Annotated in this window: 22 protein-coding genes; 8 read left to right on the plus strand and 14 right to left on the minus strand. The window is 64.9% G+C overall.

The window, feature by feature from the left end:
* The first annotated feature begins 62 nt into the window (after positions 1–62).
* Together CDV44_RS09385 and CDV44_RS09390 are read left to right on the plus strand one after the other, a co-directional pair.
* Positions 63–923 (plus strand): response regulator, encoded by an 861-nt coding sequence (locus CDV44_RS09385; protein ID WP_087687778.1) that lies wholly within the window; start codon positions 63–65, stop codon positions 921–923.
* Positions 916–2451 (plus strand): ATP-binding protein, encoded by a 1536-nt coding sequence (locus CDV44_RS09390; RefSeq protein WP_087687779.1) that lies wholly within the window; start codon positions 916–918, stop codon positions 2449–2451. The genes CDV44_RS09385 and CDV44_RS09390 overlap by 8 nt, the downstream gene beginning before the upstream one ends.
* A 23-nt stretch (positions 2452–2474) precedes the next feature.
* On the opposite strand, the gene CDV44_RS09395 is transcribed toward CDV44_RS09390, so the two are convergent.
* Genes CDV44_RS09395 through CDV44_RS09410 form a run of 4 tightly spaced genes read right to left on the minus strand, consistent with a single transcriptional unit; the run spans position 2475 to position 7188 of the window.
* Complete coding sequence (locus tag CDV44_RS09395; RefSeq protein ID WP_170935918.1) at positions 2475–3443, minus strand: spore coat U domain-containing protein; 969 nt, start codon at positions 3441–3443, stop codon at positions 2475–2477.
* Positions 3440–5917: a fimbria/pilus outer membrane usher protein gene (locus tag CDV44_RS09400; protein WP_170935919.1), complete on the minus strand. Its 2478-nt coding sequence runs from the start codon at positions 5915–5917 to the stop codon at positions 3440–3442. Before CDV44_RS09400 ends, CDV44_RS09395 begins: the two co-directional genes overlap by 4 nt.
* Positions 5904–6647 carry a molecular chaperone gene (locus CDV44_RS09405; RefSeq protein WP_249277473.1) on the minus strand — a complete coding sequence of 248 codons (744 nt, stop codon included), beginning with the start codon at positions 6645–6647 and terminating at the stop codon, positions 5904–5906. Before CDV44_RS09405 ends, CDV44_RS09400 begins: the two co-directional genes overlap by 14 nt.
* Before the next feature lie 13 nt (positions 6648–6660).
* On the minus strand, positions 6661–7188 hold the full coding sequence (locus tag CDV44_RS09410; RefSeq protein WP_087687782.1) for a spore coat U domain-containing protein: 528 nt from the start codon (positions 7186–7188) through the stop codon (positions 6661–6663).
* Positions 7189–7747: 559 nt separating this feature from the next.
* On the opposite strand from CDV44_RS09410, the gene CDV44_RS09415 reads away from it, so the two are divergent.
* The gene (locus CDV44_RS09415; RefSeq protein ID WP_087687783.1) at positions 7748–9079 is read left to right on the plus strand and encodes a chloride channel protein; all 1332 of its coding nucleotides are present in this window, start codon (positions 7748–7750) and stop codon (positions 9077–9079) included.
* Here the strand turns inward: CDV44_RS09415 and tam are convergent.
* From tam to CDV44_RS09455, 8 genes are all read right to left on the minus strand, one after another.
* Positions 9010–9825, minus strand: a complete 816-nt coding sequence (gene tam / locus CDV44_RS09420; protein ID WP_087687784.1) for a trans-aconitate 2-methyltransferase — start codon at positions 9823–9825, stop codon at positions 9010–9012. The two genes, CDV44_RS09415 and tam, sit on opposite strands and share 70 nt — an antisense overlap.
* A gap of 42 nt (positions 9826–9867) precedes the next feature.
* Positions 9868–10764 carry an anti-sigma factor gene (locus CDV44_RS09425; protein ID WP_087687785.1) on the minus strand — a complete coding sequence of 299 codons (897 nt, stop codon included), beginning with the start codon at positions 10762–10764 and terminating at the stop codon, positions 9868–9870.
* Complete coding sequence (locus CDV44_RS09430; protein WP_087687994.1) at positions 10751–11425, minus strand: RNA polymerase sigma factor; 675 nt, start codon at positions 11423–11425, stop codon at positions 10751–10753. Before CDV44_RS09430 ends, CDV44_RS09425 begins: the two co-directional genes overlap by 14 nt.
* Before the next feature lie 186 nt (positions 11426–11611).
* On the minus strand, positions 11612–11983 hold the full coding sequence (locus CDV44_RS09435) for a cupredoxin domain-containing protein (protein ID WP_212677092.1): 372 nt from the start codon (positions 11981–11983) through the stop codon (positions 11612–11614).
* A gap of 43 nt (positions 11984–12026) precedes the next feature.
* Positions 12027–12947, minus strand: a complete 921-nt coding sequence (locus CDV44_RS09440) for a metallophosphoesterase (protein WP_087687995.1) — start codon at positions 12945–12947, stop codon at positions 12027–12029.
* Between the two features lie 228 nt (positions 12948–13175).
* Entirely contained in the window at positions 13176–14096 is a 921-nt protein-coding gene (locus tag CDV44_RS09445) for a M23 family metallopeptidase (RefSeq protein WP_087687787.1), read from the minus strand.
* 196 nt (positions 14097–14292) lie between these two features.
* Entirely contained in the window at positions 14293–15285 is a 993-nt protein-coding gene (locus CDV44_RS09450) for a sensor domain-containing diguanylate cyclase (RefSeq protein ID WP_087687996.1), read from the minus strand.
* Between the two features lie 117 nt (positions 15286–15402).
* Positions 15403–16581, minus strand: coding sequence for an acyltransferase (locus CDV44_RS09455; RefSeq protein WP_212677093.1), 1179 nt, complete (start codon positions 16579–16581; stop codon positions 15403–15405).
* A gap of 298 nt (positions 16582–16879) precedes the next feature.
* Here CDV44_RS09455 and CDV44_RS09460 point away from each other — a divergent pair, with 298 nt between their 5' ends.
* The gene (locus tag CDV44_RS09460) at positions 16880–17593 is read left to right on the plus strand and encodes a phosphatase PAP2 family protein (RefSeq protein WP_141118702.1); all 714 of its coding nucleotides are present in this window, start codon (positions 16880–16882) and stop codon (positions 17591–17593) included.
* Positions 17594–17772: 179 nt separating this feature from the next.
* On the opposite strand, the gene CDV44_RS09465 is transcribed toward CDV44_RS09460, so the two are convergent.
* Together CDV44_RS09465 and phbB are read right to left on the minus strand one after the other, a co-directional pair.
* Complete coding sequence (locus CDV44_RS09465) at positions 17773–18360, minus strand: hypothetical protein (protein ID WP_058378428.1); 588 nt, start codon at positions 18358–18360, stop codon at positions 17773–17775.
* 52 nt (positions 18361–18412) lie between these two features.
* Positions 18413–19156 carry an acetoacetyl-CoA reductase gene (gene phbB, locus CDV44_RS09470; protein WP_087687789.1) on the minus strand — a complete coding sequence of 248 codons (744 nt, stop codon included), beginning with the start codon at positions 19154–19156 and terminating at the stop codon, positions 18413–18415.
* Between the two features lie 663 nt (positions 19157–19819).
* On the opposite strand from phbB, the gene CDV44_RS09475 reads away from it, so the two are divergent.
* From CDV44_RS09475 to CDV44_RS09490, 4 genes are read left to right on the plus strand one after another with little or no spacing between them, the layout of a single operon-like run.
* On the plus strand, positions 19820–21082 hold the full coding sequence (locus CDV44_RS09475; RefSeq protein ID WP_087687790.1) for an efflux RND transporter periplasmic adaptor subunit: 1263 nt from the start codon (positions 19820–19822) through the stop codon (positions 21080–21082).
* Positions 21079–24333, plus strand: coding sequence for an efflux RND transporter permease subunit (locus CDV44_RS09480; protein ID WP_249277474.1), 3255 nt, complete (start codon positions 21079–21081; stop codon positions 24331–24333). The genes CDV44_RS09475 and CDV44_RS09480 overlap by 4 nt, the downstream gene beginning before the upstream one ends.
* Positions 24330–25928, plus strand: coding sequence for an efflux transporter outer membrane subunit (locus CDV44_RS09485; protein ID WP_087687791.1), 1599 nt, complete (start codon positions 24330–24332; stop codon positions 25926–25928). The genes CDV44_RS09480 and CDV44_RS09485 overlap by 4 nt, the downstream gene beginning before the upstream one ends.
* The gene (locus CDV44_RS09490; RefSeq protein WP_087687792.1) at positions 25925–26587 is read left to right on the plus strand and encodes a TetR/AcrR family transcriptional regulator; all 663 of its coding nucleotides are present in this window, start codon (positions 25925–25927) and stop codon (positions 26585–26587) included. The genes CDV44_RS09485 and CDV44_RS09490 overlap by 4 nt, the downstream gene beginning before the upstream one ends.
* Positions 26588–26606: the final 19 nt, after the last annotated feature.

A 26606-nucleotide genomic window follows, 5' to 3' on the forward strand; every position in this document is an offset into this window, starting at 1 on the left:
TGGGCGGTGAGCGCAAAGACAGCGCGCGCCGGTAGACTGCCATTCTTTGTCGTGTTGCCGTGATGCCCTCCGCTCTTCCGCCCAGCGCGACCTCGCGCCCTGCCGCCCCCGCCCCCCGCTCCCGTTTGCTGGTCGTTGACGACGATCCGCAGATTCGCGATCTGCTCTCCGATTACCTGCGCGAGTCAGGCCTCGATGTGCTCACCGCCGCCGACGGGCAACAAATGTGGGATCAGTTGGCGCAGACCAGCGTCGACGTGGTCGTGCTGGATCTGATGCTGCCCGGTGAGGACGGCCTGTCGCTGTGTCGTCAGTTACACGCGCGCGGCGATGTCTCGGTGATCATGCTCACGTCGCGCGGCACCCTGCTCGACCGCATCGTCGGCCTCGAAGTCGGTGCCGACGACTACCTGCCCAAACCCTTCGACCCGCGTGAATTGCTCGCGCGCGTAAAAGCCATCTTGCGACGGGGGCCGCGTTTGCCTGCGGGCGGTGGGGGTCATGCGCCGGCGTTGCCGCAAGCCTCGGCGAGTGGCGCAGGCCTCCAAACGACGCCCGTTGGCGCACCCGCCGCTCCTGTACCGCCGCGCGCGCAAGCCGCGTTCTTCGATTTCGACGGCTGGCGGCTCGATACGCTCGCGCGTCAGCTCATCTCGCCCGAGGGCCGCGTGATTACGCTGGGTGGCTCGGATTACCGCACGTTGCAAGCGCTCGTAATGCATCCGCATCGGCCGCTCTCGCGCGACTTTCTGCTCGATTGCGCCTTCGGGCGGCACGGCGCGGCCAACGACCGCGCCATCGATGTCTGCATCAGCCGCCTGCGCGCGCATCTCGATACCCGCGCGCGGCCTTCGCCGCTGATTCGAACGGTGCGCAACGAGGGCTACATGCTCGCGGCAGACGTGGTGAGTGCCAGTGTCTGACTTGCCACACAAGACGTCTGCCCTGCGCGACACGCCCACGCTTGGCCGCGCACGCCGCTATTTCCACTGGCTCGGCTGGCCGCGCACGCTCTCCGGCCGGCTCGCGCTGATTCTGGTGGTCGGCATGCTCGCGACGCAGTTGGTGACGGGCACGGTCTGGTTCGACGCCCGCTATGGCCGCGTTGCCGAAGTGCCAGTGCGGACCGGTGGCGCGCGCATCGCCGACGCGGTCAAACTGTTCGACGTAGTGCCGGTGACCGAGCGTGTCGCGCTGGTGGAGCGTCTGCGCGCAGCGGGTATCGACGTGCGGCCGATCGATGTGCCCACGCCCGCGCACGCCATGGAGCATTTCTCGGATGATTTGTTCGACGGTGTACTGCGGGCGCAACTCGGCCCCGATCACCCGTTCGTTGCACGCCCTGTCGTGCTCTACGACGACGCGAGCGAACCACTCACGCTCGCCACCCTGCTGCGGGCGCACGCCCCGACCGCGCATCTCGCTGCCGACGTGAAACTTCGCGACGGCCAGTGGTTATCCGTTGCCGTCGTGGCCGGACAAGCGGGTCTCGATCTGCGCCCGGGGGCCGCGTTTGCCGATTACTTCGTGCGTATCTATCTGATGCGCATTCTCGCGGTGGTACTCATCGCCGTGGTGGCCGTGCGGATCGCCCTGCGACCGCTCGCCCGCTTGTCGGCCGCCGCCGACCGGCTTGGCCGGGACATCCACAGTCCGCCGCTCGACGAGACTGGCCCCGCCGAAGTGCAGCGCGCAGCGCAAACGTTCAACGCCATGCAGCGCAGCCTGATCGACGCCATGCAGGCTCGTACGGCGTTTCTCGCATCGGTGTCGCACGATCTGCGCTCGCCGCTCACGCGATTACGGCTGCGCGCGGAAACGCTCGCCGAACCGAAGCAACGCGAACGCTTTCGTCACGATCTGATGGAGATGGAAGCGATGATCGCCGCGTCGCTCGATCACGTGCGTGGCGTGCCGAGTGGCGAGGCGTTGCGCGATGTCGATATCGACGCCCTGCTTCGCGCCGTCGCCGAAGACGCCCGCGAGACGGGTGGCGACGTGCGGGTGCGCGAGCAAAGCACAGCCGGTGTCGCGGGGCTGGTGCGCGGCTATCCGCGCACGCTGCGCCGTTGCTTGCAGAATCTGGTCGATAACGCCGTGCGTCATGCCGGCGGGTGCCGGCTCTCGGCCGATCTGTCGCCGCAAGGCACACATCTGGAAATCGTTGTCGATGACCGGGGGCCCGGCATTCCGGAGGCGGAGCTGGCCGCAGCGGTTGAGCCGTTTGTCCGGACCGGTGCGGCGCGCCATGACACGTCGAGCGCCGATGCCGCGACGCTCGCACCCGGCGTGCAGGAAATGCCGGAAGGCGTCGACGGCGTGGGCCTCGGGCTGGCCATCGCCCGCACCATTGCGCAAGCCCACGACGGCACGCTCATGCTCTCCAACCGTCCCGGCGGCGGACTGCGCGCCGTGTTGAGTCTGCCGATCAACGGACCTGACGCGGGCTGATCTGTGCGCGACAGCACGCGCGTTCAGAACTGAATGGTTGCCGTGATGGTGTCCTTGTAGGTATCCGGCGCGGGTGTCGACGGTTGCGGAAGAATTCGGCCGTAGATGGGAATCGATACCAACGCCCCGGTGCCGGTGCCAAGATATGTCGACGTACCGCCCGTGCCATCACCCCAAGCCGCGGCATACGTGTTGTCCGTATATAGCTGGTACGGAATGGTCGCGCCCAGCGACTGACCCTTCATGGTGCGCGCCCCGACTTGCCCGCTTACGCCGCTGCTCAACAGAATCTGATAGGCGTCGTTATTGGTGCACTGGACGCCGAGTGAGCCTTGCGCGGTCAGCGTGTTGCGCAACGTGGAGGATGGCCCGAATGTGAGGCCCGTCGCGTTGATCGTGCAGTTGTTCACGACCGTGACGTTGACGGTGAAAGCGTTGGTGGTGCCGTTCGAAAAACCCGTGCCGCCACACGCCGGTGCAAACAGCAGGTAGAACTGATAGGTCATCGTGACATCGCTGCCGGGATAGGTGGTCGAGTAGACGGTGTTGCTGTTTCCCGTCGTCGGCACGGTGGTCTGGTTCGCCCCGATTCTGGCGTAGATGTTGATACTGGTGCTGCCCGTATAGCCGAGGATCGAGTTGCTGTAAGTGGTCGATAACGCGGTGGATGGCGTGTTTCCCCACGGTGTGGCGTAGCCGCTGTCGGTATACAAGTCGTAGGCGATAGTGTTGGGTACGTTGCTGTTCGACAGCGACCGCGGCGTTGCCGCCGAAAAATTCACGCAGATTTTTACGTTCGGCACCAGATTCACGGTGGGCCACGTGCACGTGACCAGCACCGTGCCGGTCGTCGACACGGCGGCACCCGTGATCGGACTGAACGGCGTGAATGCGACGCTCGGCGCGCCCAACGAGCAGCTCTGTGCTTGCGCCGACGGCGATGCGAACAGGGCCGTCATGATCAGGATCGTGAGCAGGAGAAAGCGCTTCATCGGGCTCGCCTCGGCAGTGTAGGGGGCGCAACGATGGCCTCGGGGGTGCAGACCAGCGGTCCGATACGGGCCATGGCGCCTTGCGCGACAGGGTCGTAAGTGAAGGTCACGTCGCATGCGCCGTTATCCTGCGACACCACGAGCGTGTTCTCAGGCAGCAAGCCGTCGATGAACGTCTGGCCGTCGTAGCCGACGATCATCTGCGCACCGGTCTCGCGGTGCGTGACCCGCGCGCCCAATTGCAACGGCGCGCCATCCGGGCGCACCAACGTGATGAGTGCAGCACGGTAGCGATGGACCGGGAACGAGACCAGCACGCCGCTGCCCGTCTCAGGCACCACCGAGCGCGCCGTGGGCATGATGCGCATGTCGGCCGGCAAATCGGTCGTGTCGACGCTGAGGCGATTGGTCTGATAGCCGTTGAGATCGGGAATAACGAGACTGCCGCCACTGTTGGTTCGTCCGACGGGTAATTGTTCGCGCAAGACGGGAACGTCGGCATCCGCATCCGTCTTGACCAGCGCAAAGCTGTCGAAGATGCGGCGCGCCGGGTAGACGCCACCGTCCATGGCAACGAGAGCACCGGTCAGCCCGACGCCGACGCGCGTCTGGCCGTCGTAGGTCTGTGCCAGCGCCGACGCCTGCCCGTAGCGGCCCAGATACTGCGCCTGGGCCTGCCCGATGCGCACACTGTCGTTGACACCCCCGAGCACGTTCCACCCCCACCCGCCGCCGTAGTCAGGCGTATGCGTCGCGCCGGCAAGCGCCTGCGTCGCGCCCTGCTGGCGAGCCAGCGACACGGAGCCCACGGTGTTCGGGCCCAAGGTGAAGCTGAACATCGCAAACACGCCGTAGCTGCGACGGTTGGCCATATCCCGATACGCGCCGACATTGAGCGAGCCCGTCGAGCGCACCGGCCACGAGACGTTCGCCGAAATCACCCGGGACGTCGGGAAATCGGGGCCGCGCATGCCGATGTAGCTCAACGACAATGTCCGGTTCTCCCAGAACGGTGACGACACCGTGACGCGATCCATCGCGGTCGGCACGGCGGAGCCGCCCAGTGTGGCGAGGTCTCGGAAATCTCCGGCGGTGCGCTGGAACAATGAGTCGAACGAGAAATTGCGCGACAGATACTGGTAGCCGATGCCGAACTGGCCACCGTTGCGCCGCCCCGTCGATCCCGACAGCGACCCGCTCAGCACACCGTAGCCGGAGAGGGAAACCAAGGCACCCACCCCCGCATTCGCGAGGCCGGAAGACCCTTCCGCGTGATATTCCGTTGTCAGGAGATCCGACACGCCGTAGCGATACGCGGCCGACGCCGCAACGCGATGTTCATAGCCCCATGAGCGAAAGCCGTAGTCCGCACGCGGGGCGCCCACTTCGAATGAGTAACTCGACAGGCCCGCCGAGAGCATGCGGGTATCGATGTACAACGGCACGTTGACGACGCTCTCGCGCCCGAGCGCGTCGCGCGTGACGACGCTCGCCTGAAGGTTGCCGATCAGCCCCGGCGCTTCGCGAATCACGAAGGGCCCCGCAGGCACGTTGCCGCCAAAGCGCCGGATGCCGTCGAGATAAACGTCGACGGACGACGGGACTGCGGCCGATCCGCCAAGGGACGGCACCGGGAACGTGACGAGGTCGGGCCGCAAGGCGAAGTTCTTGCGCCATTGCACGCCCGCCAGACGAACCGAGCGCGACCAGGCGAGCGAGCCGGAGATCGTGTCGCCGAGTTGCAAGGTCGTCATCTCGATGGGATTGTCGTGACGCCAGTACGTGTCATAGCGCAGGTAGGTCTGACTTTGCGGCCAAGTGTCGAACACGCCCGTCTGACTGAATACGCCGCCCGGATGAAAGAACCGCAACTCCGTCCAACTGGACGCACGTGTCATGCGGTCGCGCTCGACCAGCGCGTCATAGTTCAGCACGAAGCCTTTCGACGTCATCGCATTCGCGGCGCGCGGCGTGACACGTCCGATCTGGAACGGCACGCGCAGGGCATCGGGCACGGCGATATCGATGCTTTGCCGCGACGCGTCGTAGCGATATTGAACGCCGCCAATCGTATCGAGCGGCACCTGTGTGTCGCCCGAGATGCTCAACTGGCTAACGTCGATGCCGAGCGACTGCAAGTCGTCGGCCGCCGCGCTCAGACGCCCGTCGCGCATGATGAAGTGGGCGATGGCGCCGGTGGCGGCGCCGTTGACCGACACGTCGAGATAGTAGTCACCGGGGGTACCGTCAGTTGCCGATGCCGGGGCCAAGGGTGCCAGTGCACCCGCGAACAGACTTGCCACCCACAGGGCGGCCTGCCGCTTGCGACGCAGGAGGCTCGCGCGATTGCCGCATCTCGCGAATAGGCGTGACGTGGCAGCCTGTACTGGCGACACAGCGGCAAGGGTCGAGACCGTGGCCGGGGCAGTCGTGAGGGCGTTCGCGTCAAGACGCGCGCGCTCACGGACCGCCATCGATTTGGACGACGAAGCGTGTGGGAACCGTATTGATCGCGGCGTCGATCGCGAGCGGCTGCGCCGGCGCTTTGTCGACCGGCCACGTGACGTTGAACACGCGCCGCTGCCCCGCAAGTGCATAACCGAGCAGACCATCGGTCACGGGGTGCGATTTGCCGGCGGCATCGACAAGCCGGGTCGCACCGATCTGCGCGCGCGTGCCGCCTCGGTTATCTGCTTCCAACTGCCACTTGCCGTCGATGCGCTTGAGTGTGAAGCGCAGGTCGGGCTTCGGGGGGGATGTCGCCGGAACCACGAATACAGGGATCGAATAGCGCATGCGGATCGAGATGCCGCTCTGGACCGGCTGTCCGGGCTCGGGTAGTTCATCGACGAGCAGCCGGAAATTCTGTTCGGCTTGGGGTGACGCGTTCGCCACACGCACCAGCCGAATGATCTGCGAGCTGCCGCCGTCGATGCGCAGAATCGGCGGACTGGCGGCGATGGCATCGGTTGGCGTGAGCTTGTCTTCCCCGTCTTCCTGCGTCCAGGCATAGATCCGAACCTGTCCGTAGACGGGCGTCTCGCCCGGATTGCTCAACGTCATGCCGATGGCATTCTGCTTGGCCGAAAACTCCACAGTGACGGGGGAAATTTGCAGCGTGGCAGAGGCCGCGGACAGCGAGACGAGCGCGGCGGCACACCCGCCGGCGAGCATCGCGCCCCAGCGCAGGCGGAAACCTGTCATCGACCGTCCTCCGCTAGAAGTAGACGGTCGCGGTGATCGACGAGCTGTACGTGTCCGGCTGAGGGATTGCGCCCGCTGACACCGGCAACTGGCCATAAACGGTAAATGCCTGTGCACTACCGTTGCCGGTGCCTGCCTGCGTATTGGTGCCTTGCGTGGTACCCCAGACCGTCGCATGCCCCGAGTCTTGATAGAGCCCGTACGCGATGGTTGCCGCGTTGCCGTTGATAGCCCCGGAGAGTACCCGTGCAGTTACTGTCGAGCCGGTACCTGAACCCGCGCTTAACCCGACGTTGTACGGCGTGGTGTTCGTGCAGGTCACAGAGACCGTCGACGTGGCGGTCTGCACGGTGTTCAGATTGGATAGCGACCCGAAGCTCATTGGCGTGGCAGTAACCGAGCAGCCCGCCGTGATGATCAGCGTGACGGTAAACGTGGCGGTAGCGGTGCCTGTGCTGTAGATAGCCGCTTGCGCAGGCAGCGGCGGGACAAGCAAAAGGCTTGCCATGAGAAGGGTAATGCGCGCAGCTGGTTTATTCATCGTCGGTTTCTCGCAAAACGTCGGAAGTACCTAGCGGGCACAAGGCGATGCAGCTGCCGATGCCGCACACCACTTGTCACACATTGTGTATCGCACTACGTAACGCATAGTGTACATCGCACTACTTAATTTGTGTCACTTGATCATTTGACGTATTTAAATCGCGACGAATTACACGTACAAAATCTGTCGGTTGCTGATCCGAAATTCCAAATCACGCGTTGGGAATACACGCTCTAGAATTTTTTATTCTCCGATTAAATTCCGAGACAGTTAAAAGTCCAAAAGGCGATAAGCGTTGAGGAACATTTCGAGTTCCTCTTCCAGCGTCTCCCGTCGGCGGTGAGACGACCTGATCGAGTCAACACGCCCCGTTTGCTTACGTATTGACCTGCCGCCAACTCATACGAAATATTCATAAATTACAACGTAACATTCATTTCACTTATGCTGCGTCGCGCCATAAACTCCGGGTATTCCCTCACCCCCAAGCGGAAGTCGCAGCATCATGAATTCGAGGCAAGTCGCCCAAACCCCCGCCCATACGCCGCCTCCGGCCATGCATCGGGTCACTGAGCCCCATCAAGTCGCCGCCCCCTCACTCGCCACGCTCGCCGCCGTCACGTTGCTGACCGGTGTCGGTGCGGGCGTCGCGGGCACCCTGCTCGCCGCCCTGCTCCACGTCGTTCAACACTTCGCGTTCGGTTACGCGACCGACACCGTTTTTGGCGCGCAGAGCTTTTTGAGCGGCGTGAGTGAGGCGTCTCCCGAACGTCGCTTTGCCGTGCTGACACTTTGCGGCGTCGTTGCCGGTCTCGGCTGGTTCGCCGTATATCGGTTCGGCGCCAAACTCGTCTCGATCAAGGAAGCCGTATCACGCGGACGAGCCATGCCGGTCGGCAGCACGCTGGCGCATGCGTTGCTGCAAATCGTGACCGTCGCGCTGGGCTCGCCGCTCGGGCGGGAAGTTGCACCGCGTGAGCTCGGTTCGCTCATCGGCGATCAGTTGGCGCGTCGCGCAGGCCTCACGCCCGAACAATGCCGCCTCATGGTGGCTTGTGGCGCAGGCGCAGGTCTGGCTGCCGTGTACAACGTGCCGCTCGGCGGCGCGATCTTCGTGCTCGAAGTGCTGCTTGGTACCTTTGCGTGGCGCGCCGTGTTGCCCGCGTTCGCGACGTCGGCCATCGCCGCCGCTGTCGCATGGATCGGCATGGGCGCCGAGCAGCAATACACGATTCCGGTATTCGATGTGAGCGCTCCGCTGATCGTCTGGGCACTCGTTTGCGGCCCGCTCGTCGGTGTCGCCGCGTGGGCTTACGCCCGGCTGACCGAGAACGCACGCGCAACGGCACCGCGTGACTGGCGTCTGCCGGTGTTCGCGCTGGCGAACTTCATGGTGTTGGGATGGGTGATTGCGTGGTATCCGCAGTTGCCGGGCAACGGCAAGGGACCGGCCGGTCTGGCGTTTAATGGCGAACTGACGATCGCGCTCGCGTTCGCTCTGCTCGCACTGCGGGTGGTCTTCACGTGGAGCAGCCTGCGCGCTGGCGCAGCCGGTGGCTTGCTCACCCCGGGGCTGGCCAACGGCGCATTGCTCGCCGTGGTGCTGTGCGGCGTGTGGAATGGCGCGTTACCCGAGGTGATGACCGTGCAGTTAGGCGCGGCGGCATTAATCGGTGCCACGGCATTTCTCGCCGTCTCGATGCGCATGCCGATCACGGCCGTGGTGCTCGCCCTCGAATTCACACACGTGAATCAGGACTTTCTCGCCCCGATGTTACTGGCCGTGGCCGGGGCCGCTTGCACGGCCCGCTGGATCGATCAGCGCGTGGCCACCACGAAGAGCCGCGGGAACGGCAGCAGCACCGTGCCGTCGGCGAGCGCCGGGTAAGCCTTCGCAATCTCGTCGGTGTAGCGCGCGAGAAACGCCTCGCGCGATGCATCGTCGAGTTTCGCGAGGAACGGGCGCAGCGCACTGCCCTTGAACCACTCCGCTACCGCCGGTGCCCCGCCCGCCAGCGGGTGGTAGTAAGTGGTGCGCCATACGTCCACGCGCGAGCACATCGCCTTGAGCAACGGGTAATAGAACGTCGCACCATTGCGCGCGGTACGCTCCACCCCCTTCAACGTTGCTGCCCACGGGCCGTCTGCGGCCACTTCGCGCATCAGACGGTGCGCAGGCTCATCGAGATTGTCAGGGGTCTGCACGGCCAGTGAACCACCCGGGGCGAGGCGCTCGATCAGGTGCGGATACAGCGTCTCGTGATCGGGCAGCCATTGCAGCACGGCATTGGCGAGAATCACGTCGAACGGGCCATCCTGCCAGCCCGCAATATCCACCACGTCGAATCGAAATTGCGGCAGGCGTTTGCGTGCGGCGTCGACCATGTCCTGCGAGCTATCGAGCCCCAGCACGTCGGCCGTCGGATAGCGCTCAGCCAGCACTTCGGTCGAATTGCCCGGGCCGCAGCCGATATCGGCCACCTTGCCGGCTTGCGCATTCGGAATGGCGGCGACGAGGTCGCGCACGGGGCGCGTACGCTCGTCTTCGAACTTCACATACTGCGAGGCTTGCCACGCCGGATTCACGGGTTTGGCCGAATCCGGCGAGGTATTGGACGACGAGGCTTGCGTCATGACTCACTCCATCAGAGACACAGAGAACAGGTCGTCACGATATCAGTTTGCCGCCTGCAACGCCTCCACAAACACACGCAAATGCGATGCCTCGGCGTCGGTGATCGCCCAGTACGTCATGCCGTCCCGGCGCCAGCGCGCGATGGTGTAACCGTCGGCACCGGTCAGGCTCGGTGCGGTGGCTGTCTTGTCGCGCGCGGGGAAGACGTACAGATCGATCGGATGCTTGTCGGTGTGATACACGAGCACGGCAACTGTGCGGCCGCCCACGTAATCGAGCCGTCCGCCCGCGAGCGGGAACCCCTTCTCAGCAAGATCGACAACGGGCGGTGCGTAATCGAGGCGGCCGTTGAACCACGGTTTAACCGTGTGCTGATCGGTCGAGATCACATCGATCGGATGCTGCGAAAGCAGCGCGCGCACATGGCTCGCGACAATCTCCTGCGGTTGCAGCCCCGTGGCGGTCTGCACGCTTGCCGGTTCCGGCGGCGCAGGCGGACGCGCGACGAGCAACGCCATCGCCACAGCCATGCCGCCAAGAATCGCCCCGCCCGCACCGCCGAAGAACCAAGGTGCAAGTCGAAAACCCCACCCCGCATCGGAGGTGTCTCGTGGACGCGCCGGTTTCGTTGGTGTCTGCGATGACGGGGATGCATGCGGCGATTGTGGTGAAGGCGATGGCTGAGCCGCCTTGGGGGATTGCGGCGGCGACACACGCGCATCGGCACGCTGTTCCGCATGCGCCAGATCCGCCTGAATACGCGCACGCAGCGACGACGGCGCGGCATGCCGCAACGAACCGTCGCGCAGCACGTTGCCAAGCGTGGTCTCTGCGCTCTGCGCCGACGTGCGTTCCGAGTGGGTACCACTCACGGAACCCGCCGGATCGGTGCGCTCCGCAGGATCGCTCGGATGGGTAGGATCGTCAGGCTTGTTCATCGCGTCCTCCGCGTGGATTGCCGCCCAGGGGCAGACGTGTGACTTGTGCGGTCGACCGGGATGCCGCGGCGCGTCCGGCGTCCTGCTTTGCGCGCACGGCAGCGGCCAGCATGTGCCTGCCCCGCGCGAGCCGCGACATCACGGTGCCCGCCGGTACGCCAAGAATGGTTTCGATCTCCCGATAGCTCAGGTCCTCCATCTCGCGCAGCACGAGTACCTCGCGAAACACGACCGGCAACGCCGCCAGCGCGTCGCGCACCATCGCACAATCGTCGCGCCGCACTGCCATCAACTCCGGGTCGGTGCCGCTGGCGTCGTCCCATCCCGGCAACCGGGTATCGCCATGCAGACCGTGCAGCGTCTCGTCGAACGGTGTGCCATCCGCCGCATCGGAGCGCCGCCGCCACTCGGTGAGCCAAGTGTTGCGCACAATCGCCAGCAACCACGCGCGGGCATTCTCGCCCCGAAAGCCGTCGAAGAACCGCAACGCGCGCAGATACGCCTCCTGCACGATGTCGTCGGCGTCGCTCGCGCTGCCCGAGAGCCAGCGGGCAAGGTTGTATGCCGCATCGAGATGCGGCAACGCCAGCGCTTCGAAGCGGCCCGCAGGATTGGCGGCGCGCCCATCCGACGGATTCAGCGAGTCTGACGGGTCTGGCAGATCGGTGTTCGGGGCATCGCTCACCGGGGTCTCCCGAAGTCGGGCACGTTTGTCATGATCCCTATGACCGGCGTGTCCGGGTTAGCCGCTTTGGCAAAGGACGCATCTGCTGGATGGCATCCATGGCATCCATGGCGTCCATTGAAACACATCTGCGCTACGCCGCTCGCGCAGCGCGCCAGCAGCTCATTTCACGACGATCACGCCAGTCATGTGCGGATGGATCGCGCAGTAGTACGCATACGTGCCCGGCTTGTCGAACGTGCGCACGAACGTGTCGCCAGTGTCGAGCGCTGCGGAGGCAAACTCGCGCGGATTCGCCTGACTGGTGACCGTGTGTGGCTCGTTGTCGCGGTTGACCCACGTGATCTTGGTGCCCACGGGAACGGTCAGCGTGGCGGGTGCAAACGTGAAGTTGTCGATACGCACCGTGTTGGGATCCGATGTTGCCGTCGTGGCGCCCGCTGACATCGCGGGACTTGCCGGCAAGCCGACGACGGCGCAAACGGTGACGAAGCCCGCACAAAAACGGCGCATGGCATGGGATGGCAAACGCATGATGGCTCTCCTGAATCGATAAACGGACACTGCCCGGGCAGTGTCACGACGCCAATGTCGTGTCGGCAAGCAACGGCGTGCCGTCGAGCGCGGTGAAGTCCACGCGCCGGATACCGAGGGTCTGCCGCAACTGCGCAGGGTCGACCTGCTTGGGGCCCGGGCCGGGGCCGTCACCCGGCGCAGGCTGCGGGAACGCGGTCGACATGGCGGTCTGCATGCGCACGTTGCCTTCCACTTTCTGCAACACCTGATGGATATGCCCGTTAAGCACAGTCACGGAGCCAAACGGCCGCAGCAGCGCCAGCGCGCGATCGCCGTCGTCGGTGCCCCAGCCCCACGCCGGATAGACCGTCCACAACGGCATATGGGTGAACACGACGAGCGGGGTACTGTGCGAGCGGCCCTTGAGATCATTGGCGAGCCACGCCAACTGCGTGTCGCCCAGATACCCCATGCCCCCGGCTTTCAGGTTGAGCACGTTCACGAGCGCGACGAAATGCACGCCGTTCTGATCGAAGCTGTACCAGCCGAGGCCACGGGTATCGGGGGAGAAGCGCGCGAAGAATGCGCGGCCATCGTCGCCGATGACGTCATGCTCGCCGGGCACGTAATGGGTCTCGAGGCCGGCGCCGGTCACGATTTGCTGTGCGGTGTCGAACTCGGCGGGGCGGGAGAGATGACTGACGTCCCCGGTATGCAGCATGAAGGCCGGACGTTGCGGCGCGCTGCGAATACGATCGATCGCCGACTGGAGGGTCGACGCGGGGTCCGGGTTGGGTGCCTTGTTGAAACCGATATGACTGTCGCTGATCTGCACGAACGACAGCGCGTTGCCCGCAGGCGCATCGGTCGCGGCGAGCGCCTGCGTTCCGAAGGAAACGCCGCGTGGCACGCCGCCGTCGAGCGTCCACAGAATGCCCGCCCCGGCCCACGCGAGGCAGGCCATCGCACGGCGACGGGACATGCCCGGCGCATCCGATGGCGCGGCAGGCTGCCCGTTACGTGTGGCCGCCGCTGCCGCGCCGTCGGCGCGGGTGATGCTCGTTGGGTCCGCCGTCTCGGCGTTGCCGTCATTACCGGCCCCTTGGTTCGCTTCGTCCGTCGTTCGATCGCTCATGACGCACCTCCCTCGCAATACTGGCCGGGGCGCATCCATCACGATGACGGACATTCGCAAGTGCCGGCACCTGTATTACGGGTTGACGCGTCGATTTATTCCCGAGAATCCTTCTTCGAAGAACCTGGCCCCGCCGTGCGGGCGTCCGGGAGGCTCGGGTTGCACCGGTGACGCGGGCAACAATGCCGCGCCACGCTTGGCGTGCGGCACCAGTGTCTGCGCAAACGCCACCGTCAGACACGCCTCGCTCGGTCGCAGCGGCATGTGGTCCTGTTCGTCGGCCACCGCCTCACGCAACAGCGGCATGGGATCGACCGACCGGCCATGACGGCGCAGTTCGAAATGCAGATGCGGCCCCGTCGCCATCCCAGTACTGCCGACTGCCCCGATCACCTGCCCCGCGTTCACCTTCGTGCCGACACGCAGATCGCGCGATGTCGACGACAAATGGCCGTAGATGGTCTCGCTGTTGTACCGATGGTCGATCACGACATAGCGGCCGTAACCCCGGCGCTCGAAGCCGATGAATTTGATCACGCCCTGCGATGCCGCCTTCACCTGCGTGCCCGCGGGGGCGACCAGATCGACTCCCGTGTGACCGTGCCAGACACCGCGCACCGGATGACGACGGTAACCGAACGCCGACGAGACGCGCACGTACGACACCGGCATCATGAACTTCCTGCTCGCGGGCGTGGCATGCGCATGCCCCTTGTGCAGCGCGGATGCGGCATGCACGGATGTCGCCGAGACAAGCTGATGGCTCACCCCGCTCGCCGGCGGTCCGAAAAACATGGACATCGCCTTGTGGCACAGGGGAAGCTGCGCACGCCCGGCAGCGACCGCATGCGGCATCGGCGTGGCGTGCGCAGTCAGCCGCTGATGCCAGGGCATCGCGGGAATGTCGCCAGCATCAGCCAGCACGGCACCCGGCAAAGCGAGCGTCGCGCACAGGCCAACGCCCACGGTCAAACGGCCAAACAGTCCGAAATCCATAGCATGCGGTCTGAGAACAGTAGCAGCGCAGTCTACGAGGGCTGTTGGCGAGAAATGATGGGAAAAGACTCAAATGGCACGCAGGTTGCGTGCCATTCAGTGATATTTGGGACAATTCGCGCGCGATGAGTGACCTAACGCGAGTGCCGGGGGAAAGGACAGGTCAGCGGCGGGTGAGTGACGAATGACGGGCAGGTTAGCCGCGTGTCGTCGTGCGAGTTCGTTTGACGGCGTACATCGCTTCGTCGGCGCGGTCCATCAGTGCCGTCATTTCGGTGCCGTCGTCAGGCAGGATGGCGATGCCGACACTCACGCCCAATTCGAGCGCATTGCCTTCGAATTCGAACGGCGCACCGACTTGCTGCATCAGACGCTGCCGATGCGCCTCGGCATCTTCTCGCGAATGCAGACCCGGCAAGATCATGCCGAACTCGTCGCCACCGACGCGGGCCACCGTGTCCGAGCGGCGAGCCGATGCATGCATGCGCTCGGCGGCCGTACGAATGGCCGCGTCGCCCGCGCGATGGCCATACCGATCGTTGATCGGCTTGAGGCCATCCATGTCGATATTGAAAATGCCCAGCCGCTGCGACGAGCGCATGGCCAGATGAATCGCCTGACGCAAGCGATCGTAGAACAGTGCGCGGTTGGGTAAGCCGGTAAGTGCGTCGTGCGTGGCTTGCAGGTAGAGCTGACTCGTCTCGTAGCGCGCCGCGTGGAACATGGCGGCCGCGATGAGCTCGCTCATGAGTTCGAGCGTGCGCACATCGGCGTCGGGAAATGCACTCGGCGTGGGCGCGAATACCTTCAACACGCCCACGGTGGTGTCGAGGTGTCGCAACGGCGTGACGATCATCGAACGCAACCCCACGCGACGGCAGGCCTCACGGTCCACGCGGGGGTCAGTCTCCGAGTCGTCACAGCGCAGAATGCTGCCGGTCTTGACGCATTGACCGGAGAGCGAGCCGTCGCGAGACAACCGCATGCCGAGCAGATCCGAGGCCACGCCCGACGCGGCGCGGTACACCATGTCGTCGCCCTCGGCCAATTCGACCACGGCACCGTTGGCCTGGGTCAGGTCCTGCACACGCTCGGCAACAAATGACATCACACCACCGAGGTCGAGGCCGAGCTTGGCGATCTCTGTCTGCGCACGCACGATCTCAAGCAGGGTGGCACTCTCGGGCATCACATTGGCGACGGTCTGGCTCACTACGCGTCCTGTTCATCAAAGTACGGGAAACCAAGAATGTACCATCGGGCCGCGTGCTTACCCAATCGGTTCGGCTCGAGATATTACGAAGGTTTACGCCGCGCCCGAGGCGATTTGCGACGGCGTGCGCCCCAGAATGCGCCGCGCGGCGGGACCGCTCACGTAACGGTGCAGCCACGCCCCGAGGCCGGTGCAAATGGCCACGACGGGCACGTAGACGAGGAACGTCCAGCGCATGTCGCCGCCCATCAGCGCGAGATACGCCGGCGTGACGGCCAGCACCACGAACATGTGGCTCAGATAGATTTCATAACTCCATCGACCCATCGCCGTGAGCCAGCCAAACCCGCGCGGCATGGCACGGGTCGAGCCATGTGCGGCGGCAAGCCAACACGCGGCGCTCGCGCAGAGCAGCAACATGATGTGGTCGTGCAGCAGCCGCCCCAACACGTCGCCATAGAACACCACCGCGAGCAACCCCGCTACGGCCAGTCCTCCCACGACGCGCGCCAACACGCGTGGCAGCGTCACGCGCTGCATGAGCAGTGCCGTCAACACCCCCCACGCGATCGCCGCCATACCGGGCAGGTACGCCTTCTCCTGCCAGATTTCGTTGCCTTGCAATGCCGCACGGGTCCACGGCAATGACAGGGCCAGTACGATCAGTGCCAGCACACGCCACGGCCCGCGAACGACCAGACAAAACAGCGGGAAGGCCAGATAGAAACACTCTTCGATCGACAGCGACCACAGCACATCCCACGCGCCGGGCAGCCAGTTGGTGCGCCCTTCGTACCAGTTCAGTGTCATGGTGAGCGCCGAGGCCAGCGCGCCGCCCAGCGTCTGACCGGGCTTGTTGATGATGAAACCGGGCACCGCGAGCCAGTGCATCACGGCAAGGACCGCCAGCAGCAACAAGAGCAGCGGGAAGATGCGCACCGCGCGCAACGCATAGAAATTGCGCCAGCGAAAAGCGTCGAGCGAGCCGTAACGCTCCAGTGAACGCCGCGTGATCACGAAACCGGAAATCACGAAGAACACGAACACGGCCTCGTAGCCGTTGAAACTCAGACCGTCGATGATGCGCTTGGGTAACACGTCGCCCAACAGGCTCGGACCGAGCGGCAGGCGAAATCTAAGCGCGAGGTGATGCACCACGACGAAGAGGATGGACAAGCCGCGCAAGAGGTCGATGCCATCGTTGCGGCTGCGCAGCGGCAGCGGTCGCGAGGGCGGCGGAAGTGCCGTCTTGCTCGCTTCGTTGAACATCATGAAGTCTCCTGATTCGATGCGTCGGGGGCCACATCAGCGGGCATCGTACTATGGCCGCTGATGCGCTGAAACCCGTCGGATTCATGAGGTTGCCACGACCGCGCGGCCGATCGCCGTAACATTCGCAACCTGCCTGAGTACGAATCCGTATCGGCGTTCGAACGAATTGATCTGCGACGAGTCGGACGCGAAGCCAGCTGCCTTGACCGGCGGCACTGTGGTCCGAGCGCAGCGTCACGCGTAAGATAATGTTTTTGCCCGAAGCCCCCTGCTTCCGGGCCGCTTTTTGGTCGTCAAGTTGAACTTCTGGATCACCATCACCAATTTCGGTAGCGCCGCAGTGACCGTGCCTGCGGCGGCCGCCCTCACCGTCTGGCTGCTCGCGGCGCGCGCGTGGCGCACCGCATTCATCTGGGTCGCGCTGTTCGGCGCGGGCGCACTCGTCGTGGCGGCATCGAAGGTCATGTTTCTCGGCTGGGGGCTCGGGGTGCGCGAGCTCGATTTCACCGGCGTGAGCGGCCACACGATGCTGGCGGCGACGGTTTATCCCGTGATCGCGTGGCTGTTGCTGCGCCGGCTCGCGTGGCCGTGGCGCGTGCTCGGCATGGCGCTCGCCAGTGCCGGCAGTGTGGCCGTCGGGGTGTCGCGGGTGGCGCTCTCGGCGCACTCGGTGTCGGAAGCCGTCGCGGGCTGTGTCGTGGGCTTCATCGTCTGCGCAGCGTTTGCCTGGCTGACCCGCCACGACGACGCCCCCAATCTCAAGACGTTGCCGATGGCCGCGAGCCTCTTCGTACTCGTGATGTGGCTGCACGGCGAGCGCGTGCCGACGCAGCGCTGGATTACCCACATTGCACTCAATCTGTCGGGACGCGATCACCCGTTCCGCCGGGCCAGTTGGCACGCACGCAAGCCGGTCGTGCCGCCGGTGACGCCGTCGATTACACCGTCGACTGCGCCATCCACCACGCCGGGGAAAACCTCGACCCCTGTGGCGCCTGCGGCCGCACGCTAACGCACTCGCGGCCTTGCATTGCTCGTCGGAAAGGAATTCACTATGGCCGTGGACCGCGTGTGGCGGCAGGCATGGCAGGTGTGGCGGAAGTGGCGGGCGTGGCTACTGGCGCAGGACAGCGGCGAGAGCGTCGCCGCGTCCTGACCACCGGGGCACGATCTTGGCGATGCGCCCGGAACTTACGTGCTCGAACGATGAGCGTGGCCGCCGCGCTTGGGCGGCACGCGCCCATTGAGCGGCGACTGACTCGACACTGCCGCTTCGGTCGCTTGGGCGGCTTCCGTCGACATGCGGCGCCACGCGTCCATGGTGCCCTGCGTGGCCTCGTTGAAGGCCTGGAACCACTTCTGTAGCGGCGCCTCAACGGCCTTGGCCGCTTCGCCGGCGGCGGTCCCCGCACCGATCAGATCGGGCAGCGTCATCGCGCCGGCCATGCCGTGCTGCAACTCCTCGCCCGTGGTACGGCAATGCTCGGCCCACAGCAGTTGATTGTTGGCACATACGGCCAGCCACTCGCGCCAGAACTCGTTCTGTTGCGCGAGCTGGCCGTTAAGCAGTTGCAGATGCGCGGTCATCAACGTGTTGAAATCCTGTGCGCCGCCGAGCGTCTTGGCGGCTTCGGCATGGGCCTTGAGCAACTCGGTATCGCGCTGTGCCTGCAATTGGTGCATGCGCTGCGCAGCTTCCAGCATGATGCCGTAAGCCCCCAGCGTGTTTGCCGTGCCGAGTTTGACCAATGCCAATGCCGGGTTTGTTTCCTTGGACATCTTGACTCTCCTGAATAAACACCTGTGAATGTGAGCACGGCGCGTGCGCGACTCACTCCATGTGCATACCGCCGTTGATTGCCAGATTGCTGCCAGTGATAAAACCCGCGTCGTCGGACACGAGAAACGCGACCAGCGCCGCCACTTCATCGGGACGCCCGAGCCGGCCCACCGGAATTTGCGGCAGGATGCGCGCTTCGAGCACATCTTGCGGCACCGCCGTGACCATCTTGGTGGCGAGATACCCGGGCGAAACCGTGTTGACCGTCACACCCGACTTCGCGACTTCCAGCGCCAGTGACTTGGTAAAACCGTGCATGCCCGCCTTGGCGGCGGCGTAGTTCGCCTGACCAAACGCACCACGGCTGCCGTTCACCGATGAAACATTGACGATGCGGCCCCAGCCGCGCGCGACCATGCCGCTGAAGAGCGGGCGCGTCATGTTGAATACGCTGTCCAGATCGGTGCGCAATACCGACTGCCAGTCTTCCGGCGTCATCTTGCGCATCGTGCTGTCACGCGTGATGCCCGCATTGTTGATGAGAATGTCGACCGGACCGGTGTCGGACTCCACCGCTTTCACGCAGGCCTCGCACGACGCGTAATCGGCGACATCGACACGATAGGCTTCAAAATTCCGCCCGATTTCCCGCATCCGGGAAACCCAGCCCTCGCAATCGTGATTCTGGGGAGAACAGGTGACTGCCACGCGATATCCGGCGTCTGCCAGACGCAGGCTGATCGCTTCACCCAATCCGCCCATGCCGCCTGTCACCAAAGCAATACGTGTTGTCATAGCTATCCGTCTCTCGTTAACGTTGTGGATCGTTAAACTTCGGATACATTCAGCATAGCCGGGAAAAACCGGCCCGCTGGCGCATTCGACGCCTCGGCGTGCCCTGTGCTTGACCTCGCGCAAAGCCGCGAAAAATGGTGATCAAGCGGTATTGCCGACTTCTCGGCATGCCGGTCTTCGTGATTCGCCGGACCGCCGCATCTCGTGACGTCGCCAGTCGTTGCAACTGGCTCGAGTGCGACTCATCGCATGTGACAACGTTCCTCGATTGCGACAATTTGTCTCCAACCGGGGGCCCGCTCGGGGGCCTCGCTGCGGCTCGCCATCATCAGCTTTTTTGCATACGATGAGTGACCGCGCCTTAGTGCTCGTACGAGTGATCGTACTCCAAAACAATTCGCCGGTTGACCTTTCACCGGCCCCGGTCAACATTCCCAATGGGCGCTCCCTATCGATAGTCACAGGGGGCACCGACGCCCGTTGCAGGCCGCTCGCAATCCATATATCATCGCCCGTAGATTTAATTTGGATCTTGCTGATTTGACTGGTGATTTGCCCGTGCGAGCCACGGGCGGCGCCGGTCGGACGGTCGACGACCGGCCTGAATTCACGCCAGATGCCCCCGGATTCCTCACCTTGTGACACCTTGTGAGTTACGCGCGCATGTTGCCTTCTCTGCCTGCCAACGCTTCTCGTCGCCGCCGGTTTGCCCTGGCGCTCACCACCACGGCCATTGCCGTCGCCGCGCTGGCCGCCTGCTCGCGCAAGGCGCCGCCCGAGCCACCGCCGCGTCCGGTGGTCGCGATGGCGGCGAAAACCGCCGAGCAGACGCCCATCGCGTCGCTCCCCGCCCAGATCGAAGCCCGCTACGCCACGCCGCTGTCTTTTCGCGTGGCCGGCAAGATCGTTGACCGCTCGGTACGGCTCGGCGATGCGGTGAAAGCCGGTCAGGTCGTCGCGCGTCTCGACCCGGCAGATCTGTCGAAGAACGCCGCCAGCGCGCGGGCCCAGCTCGACGCCGCCCAGCACCAGCTCGACTATGCGACGCAGACCGTCACGCGTGACCGGGCGCAGGCGAAAGAAAGCCTGATTGCCCCCGCCCAGTTGGAACAGTCGGAAAACGCTTACGCGAGCGCACTCGCGCAGCGTAATCAGGCGACCCAGCAGGCCGCTTTGGCCGGTGACCAGTTGAGCTACGGCAATCTCAAGGCCGATCGCGACGGCGTGATCACCGCTGAGCAGGCCGATACCGGACAGAACGTCAGTGCCGGCCAACCGGTGTATCAACTCGCATGGACGGGCGACGTCGACGTGATTGCCGACGTGCCCGAAGTCGCGCTCGGTGCATTCCGCATCGGTCAGATGGCGACCGTCTCGCTGCCGGCCATGCCGGGCAAGACGTGGCAAGCCCGGGTGCGCGAAGTCGCCCCGGCGGCCGACCCGCAAAGCCGCACGTATCGCGCCAAACTTTCGCTGCTCTCCCCCGGCCCCGATGTGAAGCTCGGCATGACGGCGAACGTCGCCTTTGCCCAGCCGCTGCCGGGTAGCGGCGCGGCACCTGCCGCTGCGGCAACGCAGGCGTCTGCACCGGCGGCTGCCGCGCCGTCCACGGCCAGCGGTGCCGCTGCGGCCGGTAGCGCCGATACGGCCGCTGCCACCGCCGCCATCCCCGCAGGACCGGCGATCACGCTGCCATCCACCGCCCTCTTCCACGATGGCAATCTGCCCGCGGTCTGGGTGGTCAAGCAGGACGACACGCTGGTGCTGCGCCGCGTGAAGGTCGCCCGCTACGGCGAGCGCACGGTGACGGTGGCCGGTGGCATCCAGCCGGGCGAGCGCGTCGTCTGGCAAGGCGTGCATACCGTGACGGCCGGCGAAAAGGTTCGCGTGGTGGCACCGCTGCACCCTGAGGACTTCGCGTCATGAGCGCGCAGGACGGGAAGCCGCCCGTGCCCCAGACACCCGACACCCCGCCGCCCGCCGAGCCGCACGATTTCCGCCACGAAGAAGGGAGCTTCAACCTTTCGGCGTGGGCGCTGCGTCACCGTGCGCTCGTGGTGTTTCTCATCGCGATGGCGACGATCTTTGGCATTCTTGCCTACTCGCGTCTCGCGCAGTCCGAAGACCCGCCATTCACCTTCCGTGTGATGGTGATCCGCACCTTCTGGCCTGGCGCCACCGCCAAACAGGTGCAGGAACAGGTCACCGACCGCATCGCCCGCAAGTTGCAGGAGATGCCGTCGATCGACTTCCAGCGCAGCTATTCGCGCCCCGGCGAGTCGTTGCTCTTCTTCTCGATGAAGGACTCGGCACCCGCCAGCGAAGTGCCGGAGGAGTGGTATCAGGTTCGCAAAAAGGTCGGCGACATTGCCTACACGCTGCCGCCCGGCGTACAGGGGCCGTTCTTCAACGACGAGTTTGGTGACGTCTACACCCACATCTTCACGCTCGAAGGCGATGGCTTCGGCCCTGCCCAACTGCGCGACTACGCCGACGCGCTGCGCACCGTGCTGCTGCGCGTGCCCGGTGTTGCCAAGGTCGATTACTTCGGTGATCAGGACCAGCGCATTTATGTCGAAATCAGCAACACTCAGCTCACCCGCCTCGGTATCTCGCCGAACCAGATTGCCGAAGCGGTCAATGGCCAGAACGCCGTCTCGCCTGCGGGCACCATCGAAGCCCCCAATGATCGCGTCGTCGTGCGTCCGAGCGGCCAGTTCCGCAACGTGCAAGAGCTCGCCGACACGCTGATCCGCGTGAACAACCGCACGTTCCGGCTCGGCGACATTGCCACGATCAAGCGCGGTTATGTCGACCCGCCGGTCACGGAAATGCGCTTCGCCGGCAAGCCCGTGCTCGGCATCGGCATCACCATGCAGAAGGGGCAAGACGTCGTCCACCTTGGCAAGGCGCTGGCCAGCACCATGACCGATCTGCGGGCGCAGTTGCCCGCCGGGCTCAAGCTCACCGAAGTGGCGAGCATGTCCCAATCGGTGTCGCACTCGGTCGACGACTTCCTCGAAGCCGTGGCCGAAGCCGTGGCCATCGTGCTGGTCGTGAGTCTGCTGTCGCTGGGATTCCGCACCGGCATGGTGGTGGTGATTTCGATTCCGGTCGTGCTCGCCGTCACGTCGCTGTTCATGTACATCTTCGACATCGGCCTGCACAAGGTGTCGCTCGGCACGTTGATTCTGGCGCTTGGCCTGCTGGTCGACGACGCCATCATTGCCGTCGAAATGATGGCCGTGAAGCTCTCTCAGGGCTGGAATCGCAAACGCGCCGCTGCGTTTGCCTACACCAGCACCGCGTTCCCAATGCTCACCGGCACGCTCGTGACGGTGGCGGGCTTCCTGCCGATCGCGCTGGCGAAGTCGAGCACCGGCGAATACACACGCTCGATCTTCGAAGTCTCGGCCATTGCGCTGCTGGCGTCGTGGCTCGCGGCCGTGGTGCTGATTCCGCTACTCGGCTACAAGCTGCTCCCCGAGCGCAAGCGCGAGGCGCATCATGGCGACGATCACGAGCACGAGGTGTATGACACCAAGTTCTACAACCGCCTGCGCGGCTGGCTGACGTGGTGTATCGAGCGAAAAATTGTCGTGCTGGTGATTACCGTCGTGCTGTTCCTGATCGCGATGGCGGGCTTCTCGCTGATTCCGCAGCAGTTCTTCCCGAGTTCGGACCGGCCCGAGTTGATGGTCGACCTGCGCTTGCAGGAAGGCGCGTCGTATCAGGCCACGCTGCGCGAAACCGAACGCCTCGAAAAGCTGCTCGAAGGCCGCAAGGAAATCGACCACACAGTCAGCTTTGTCGGTACGGGCGCGCCGCGCTTCTACCTGCCGCTCGATCAGCAACTGCCCACGCCCAACTTCGCGCAACTGGTCGTCACGGCCAAGTCGGTGGAAGACCGCGAGGCCTTGGCGCAGTGGCTCGAACCGAAATTGCGGGAAGCCATGCCGGGCGTGCGCACCCGCCTCTCGCGTCTGGAAAACGGGCCGCCGGTCGGCTTTCCGGTGCAATTCCGCGTGAGCGGCGACGACATCGGCACCGTGCGCAAGATCTCCGAGCAGGTGGCCGACGTGATGCGCGCCAACGGCGATACCGTCGACGTGCAATTCGACTGGGACGAGCCGTCGCAACGTTCGGTACGCTTCGAAGTCGATCAGCAGAAGGCACGCGCGCTGGGCGTGAGTTCGTCGGACATCGCCAACTTCATCGCCATGACGCTCACCGGCTACGACATGAGCCAGTACCGTGAGCGCGACAAGCTGATCGCGATCACGCTGCGCGCACCGAAGACCGAACGCATGGACCCCGCCAAGCTCGCCACGATGGCAATGCCGACGCCGAACGGTCCGGTGCCGCTGGCGACGCTCGGCCACGTGGTCGACGATCTGGAATACGGTGTGATCTGGGAGCGCGACCGTCAGCCGACGATCACCGTGCGCTCGGACGTTCGCGCCGGCAAGCAAGGTATCGATGTGACCGAGGCGGTCTACAAGAAGCTTGGCGACATTCGCAAAGCCCTGCCCGTCGGATATCGCATCGAAATCGGCGGCTCGGTGGAAGAGTCGGGCAAGGGGCAGTCGTCGATCATGGCGCAAATGCCGATCATGATCATCGTCGTGCTCACGCTGCTGATGATTCAGCTTCAGAGCTTCGCACGCACCATGCTGGTGGTGCTCACCGCGCCGCTGGGCATGATCGGGGTGGTCGCTACGCTGCTGCTGTTCGGCAAGCCATTCGGGTTTGTGGCCATGCTCGGCGTGATTGCGATGTTCGGGATCATCATGCGCAACTCGGTGATTCTGGTCGATCAGATCGAGCAGGACGTGGCGGCCGGCCATCCACGCTTTGACGCCATCGTCAGCGCAACGGTACGACGCTTCAGGCCGATCACGCTGACCGCTGCGGCGGCCGTGCTTGCCCTCATCCCGCTGTTGCGCAGCAACTTCTTCGGCCCGATGGCGACCGCGCTGATGGGCGGCATTACCAGCGCCACCGTGCTGACCGTGTTTTTCCTGCCGGCGTTGTATGCCACGGCGTTCCGCGTGCGGCATGACGAGCGCGCCTCGCATGCGCCGGCGGGTTCGAATGGCCCGAATGGTTCGAATGGCCCGGGTAGCCCGCCCGCCAGTGCGCACGACAACGGCATTCCGCAAGGAGACCGCTCATGACCCCGCGATTCACTTTGCGATCGACATTGCACTCGGTATCGCGCCCTGCATTGCGCCGATATGCCCCCCTCGCCGCCCTGCTCCCGTTGTGGCTCGGTGCCTGCTCGTTCGCGCCGAGCGACAAGCCGCCCGTCATGCCCTCGCCTGCGCAATACGGCACCAACACCTTGCCTGAGCGCACGGTAACGGCGCAGGGCACGTCGCAACAGTTCGACGTTGGGGCGGCACCGGTCAAGGCCTGGTGGCAGGCCTACCGCTCGGACAAGCTCAATGCGCTGGTGGAAGAAGGCTTGCGCAACAGCCCGAATCTGTCGGCCGCCGATCATGCGTTGCAGGCCGCACGCGAACAGTTGAAGGCGCAGATCGGCTCGTCGCTGTTCCCGTCGATCGACATCGGTGGCGAGGCGGCGCGCGAGCGCAATCTCGGCATCCCGACGTTCGGGCCGCCCACGGCGCTCTACAACATGTTCGTGGGTCAGATTCAGGCGCGCTACACGTTCGACTTCTTCGGGGCGTCGCGCTTTGCCAATGCGTCGCTGGCAGCGCAAGTCGATCAGCAGGCATTCCAGTTGGAAGCGTCGCGTCAGGCCTTGGCGGCCAATATCGTTGCCGGGACCATCAGCGCGTCGGTGCTCGGTGCGCAGGTCAAGGCCACGGAACGGCTGGTCGATCTCGCACAGGCCGATGCCAACGAGATGGCACGCCGCGAAGTCCTCGGTGCCGTGTCGCGTTCCGACGCGTTGTCGTCCGCCCAGAATGCCGAGTCGCTTGCGGCGTCGCTGCCGGGCTTGCGGGCGCAGTGGCAATCCACCCGTCATGCGCTGGCCGTGCTGCTGGGCCGCACGCCTGATCAGGCACCCGATGATTTGCCGTTGGGCGAACTGCGCGTACCGCAATCGGTGCCGGTCGCTGTGCCGTCGACATTGCTGCAAACGCGTCCGGACATTCAGGCGGCGGAAATGGCGCTCAAAGCCGCATCGGCCGAGGTTGGTGTGGCGACGGCGCAGATGTTCCCGAGCCTGTCGCTGACGGCGTCGATGGGCAAAGGCGGCTTCAACTGGCCGACGGTGATGTCGAACGCCGGGTCGCTGTGGAGCATTGCCGCGTCGATCTCGCAGCCAATTTTCCATGGTGGCGCGCTACTCGCCCAGCGTCGCGCGGCACAGGCCACGTATGAGGCCGCCGTCGATCAGTACAAGCAGACAGTGCTCACCGCGTTCAAGAACGTGGCCGACACCCTCGCCTCGCTCGACGCGGACAACACGTCGTTGCGGCATGCGGATAACGCGAGCGCTGCGGCCGAGCAGGTGTACCGCGACACGGCCGCGCGCGTCAGGCTGGGCGCGTTGCCCACGTCGGCGGCGCGGGGCCGGGAGCAGCAGTACTGGAACGCCTATATGACGACAGTGCGTGCAACCGGCGCGCGTTTGTCGGATACTGCGCTCCTGTTTTATGCGATGGGCGTGCCGCCCGAGCCAACGGCCGACGCTGCCAAAACTCCCGCTTCCCCGACACCGGTGGACGGGGCAAAGGCTGGCGCGGTGGGACAAGCCGAGGGACAGGCACGCACGTCGCAAGACGTTGCGAGACGATGACTGCCACACCCATAACGCGGGGCCGACGCCCCAAACACCTGCCCGATGGCCGCGCGGCGCTGCTTGCCGCCGCCATCGAGGCTTTCGCGCAGCTTGGCTACGACGGCGCGAACCTGCGCGGGATTGCCCGGGCAGCGAAGGTCGACGCCAGCCTCGTGCGCGTGCATTTCGGTTCGAAGGAACAGTTGTGGCGCGCGTGCGTGGACACGCTCGAAGCGGCGCTCACCGAGCCGGCCGAACAGATGCGCGCACTGTCGCTCGACATGTCCCGCCCGGTCACCGACCGGCTGAAGGAAGCGATTGCCATCGTTGCCGCGCACGCGGTTAGCCATCCCGAACACAAGCAGTTCATCGCGCAGCACGCGGCGGAAACCGGTGAGCGCGGTGCGACGCTGCACCGCCAGTTGGTGATGCCGGTCTACGACTGCATGGAGCCGCTGATCGTGCAGGGCATGGAAGCGGGTGTGGTGCGTGCCGAGCATCCGGCCATGTACTTCTGCCTGCTGGTGCACGCGCTGCACCCGCCGCCCGGCTCGCCCGTGCTGATGCAACTGATCGCGCCGCAAGTGGGCGGCGAGGCGTTCGGCCCGGCACTGATCAATCAGGTGGAAATGTTGTTCTTTGCGACGCCGAATGCTGCCACGCCGTCAAAGGCGTAATCCGGTCAGCCGACGCCAA

It is taken from the genome of Pandoraea sp. PE-S2R-1, from assembly GCF_002179865.1.
In the GTDB taxonomy this organism is placed as follows: Bacteria; Pseudomonadota; Gammaproteobacteria; order Burkholderiales; family Burkholderiaceae; genus Pandoraea.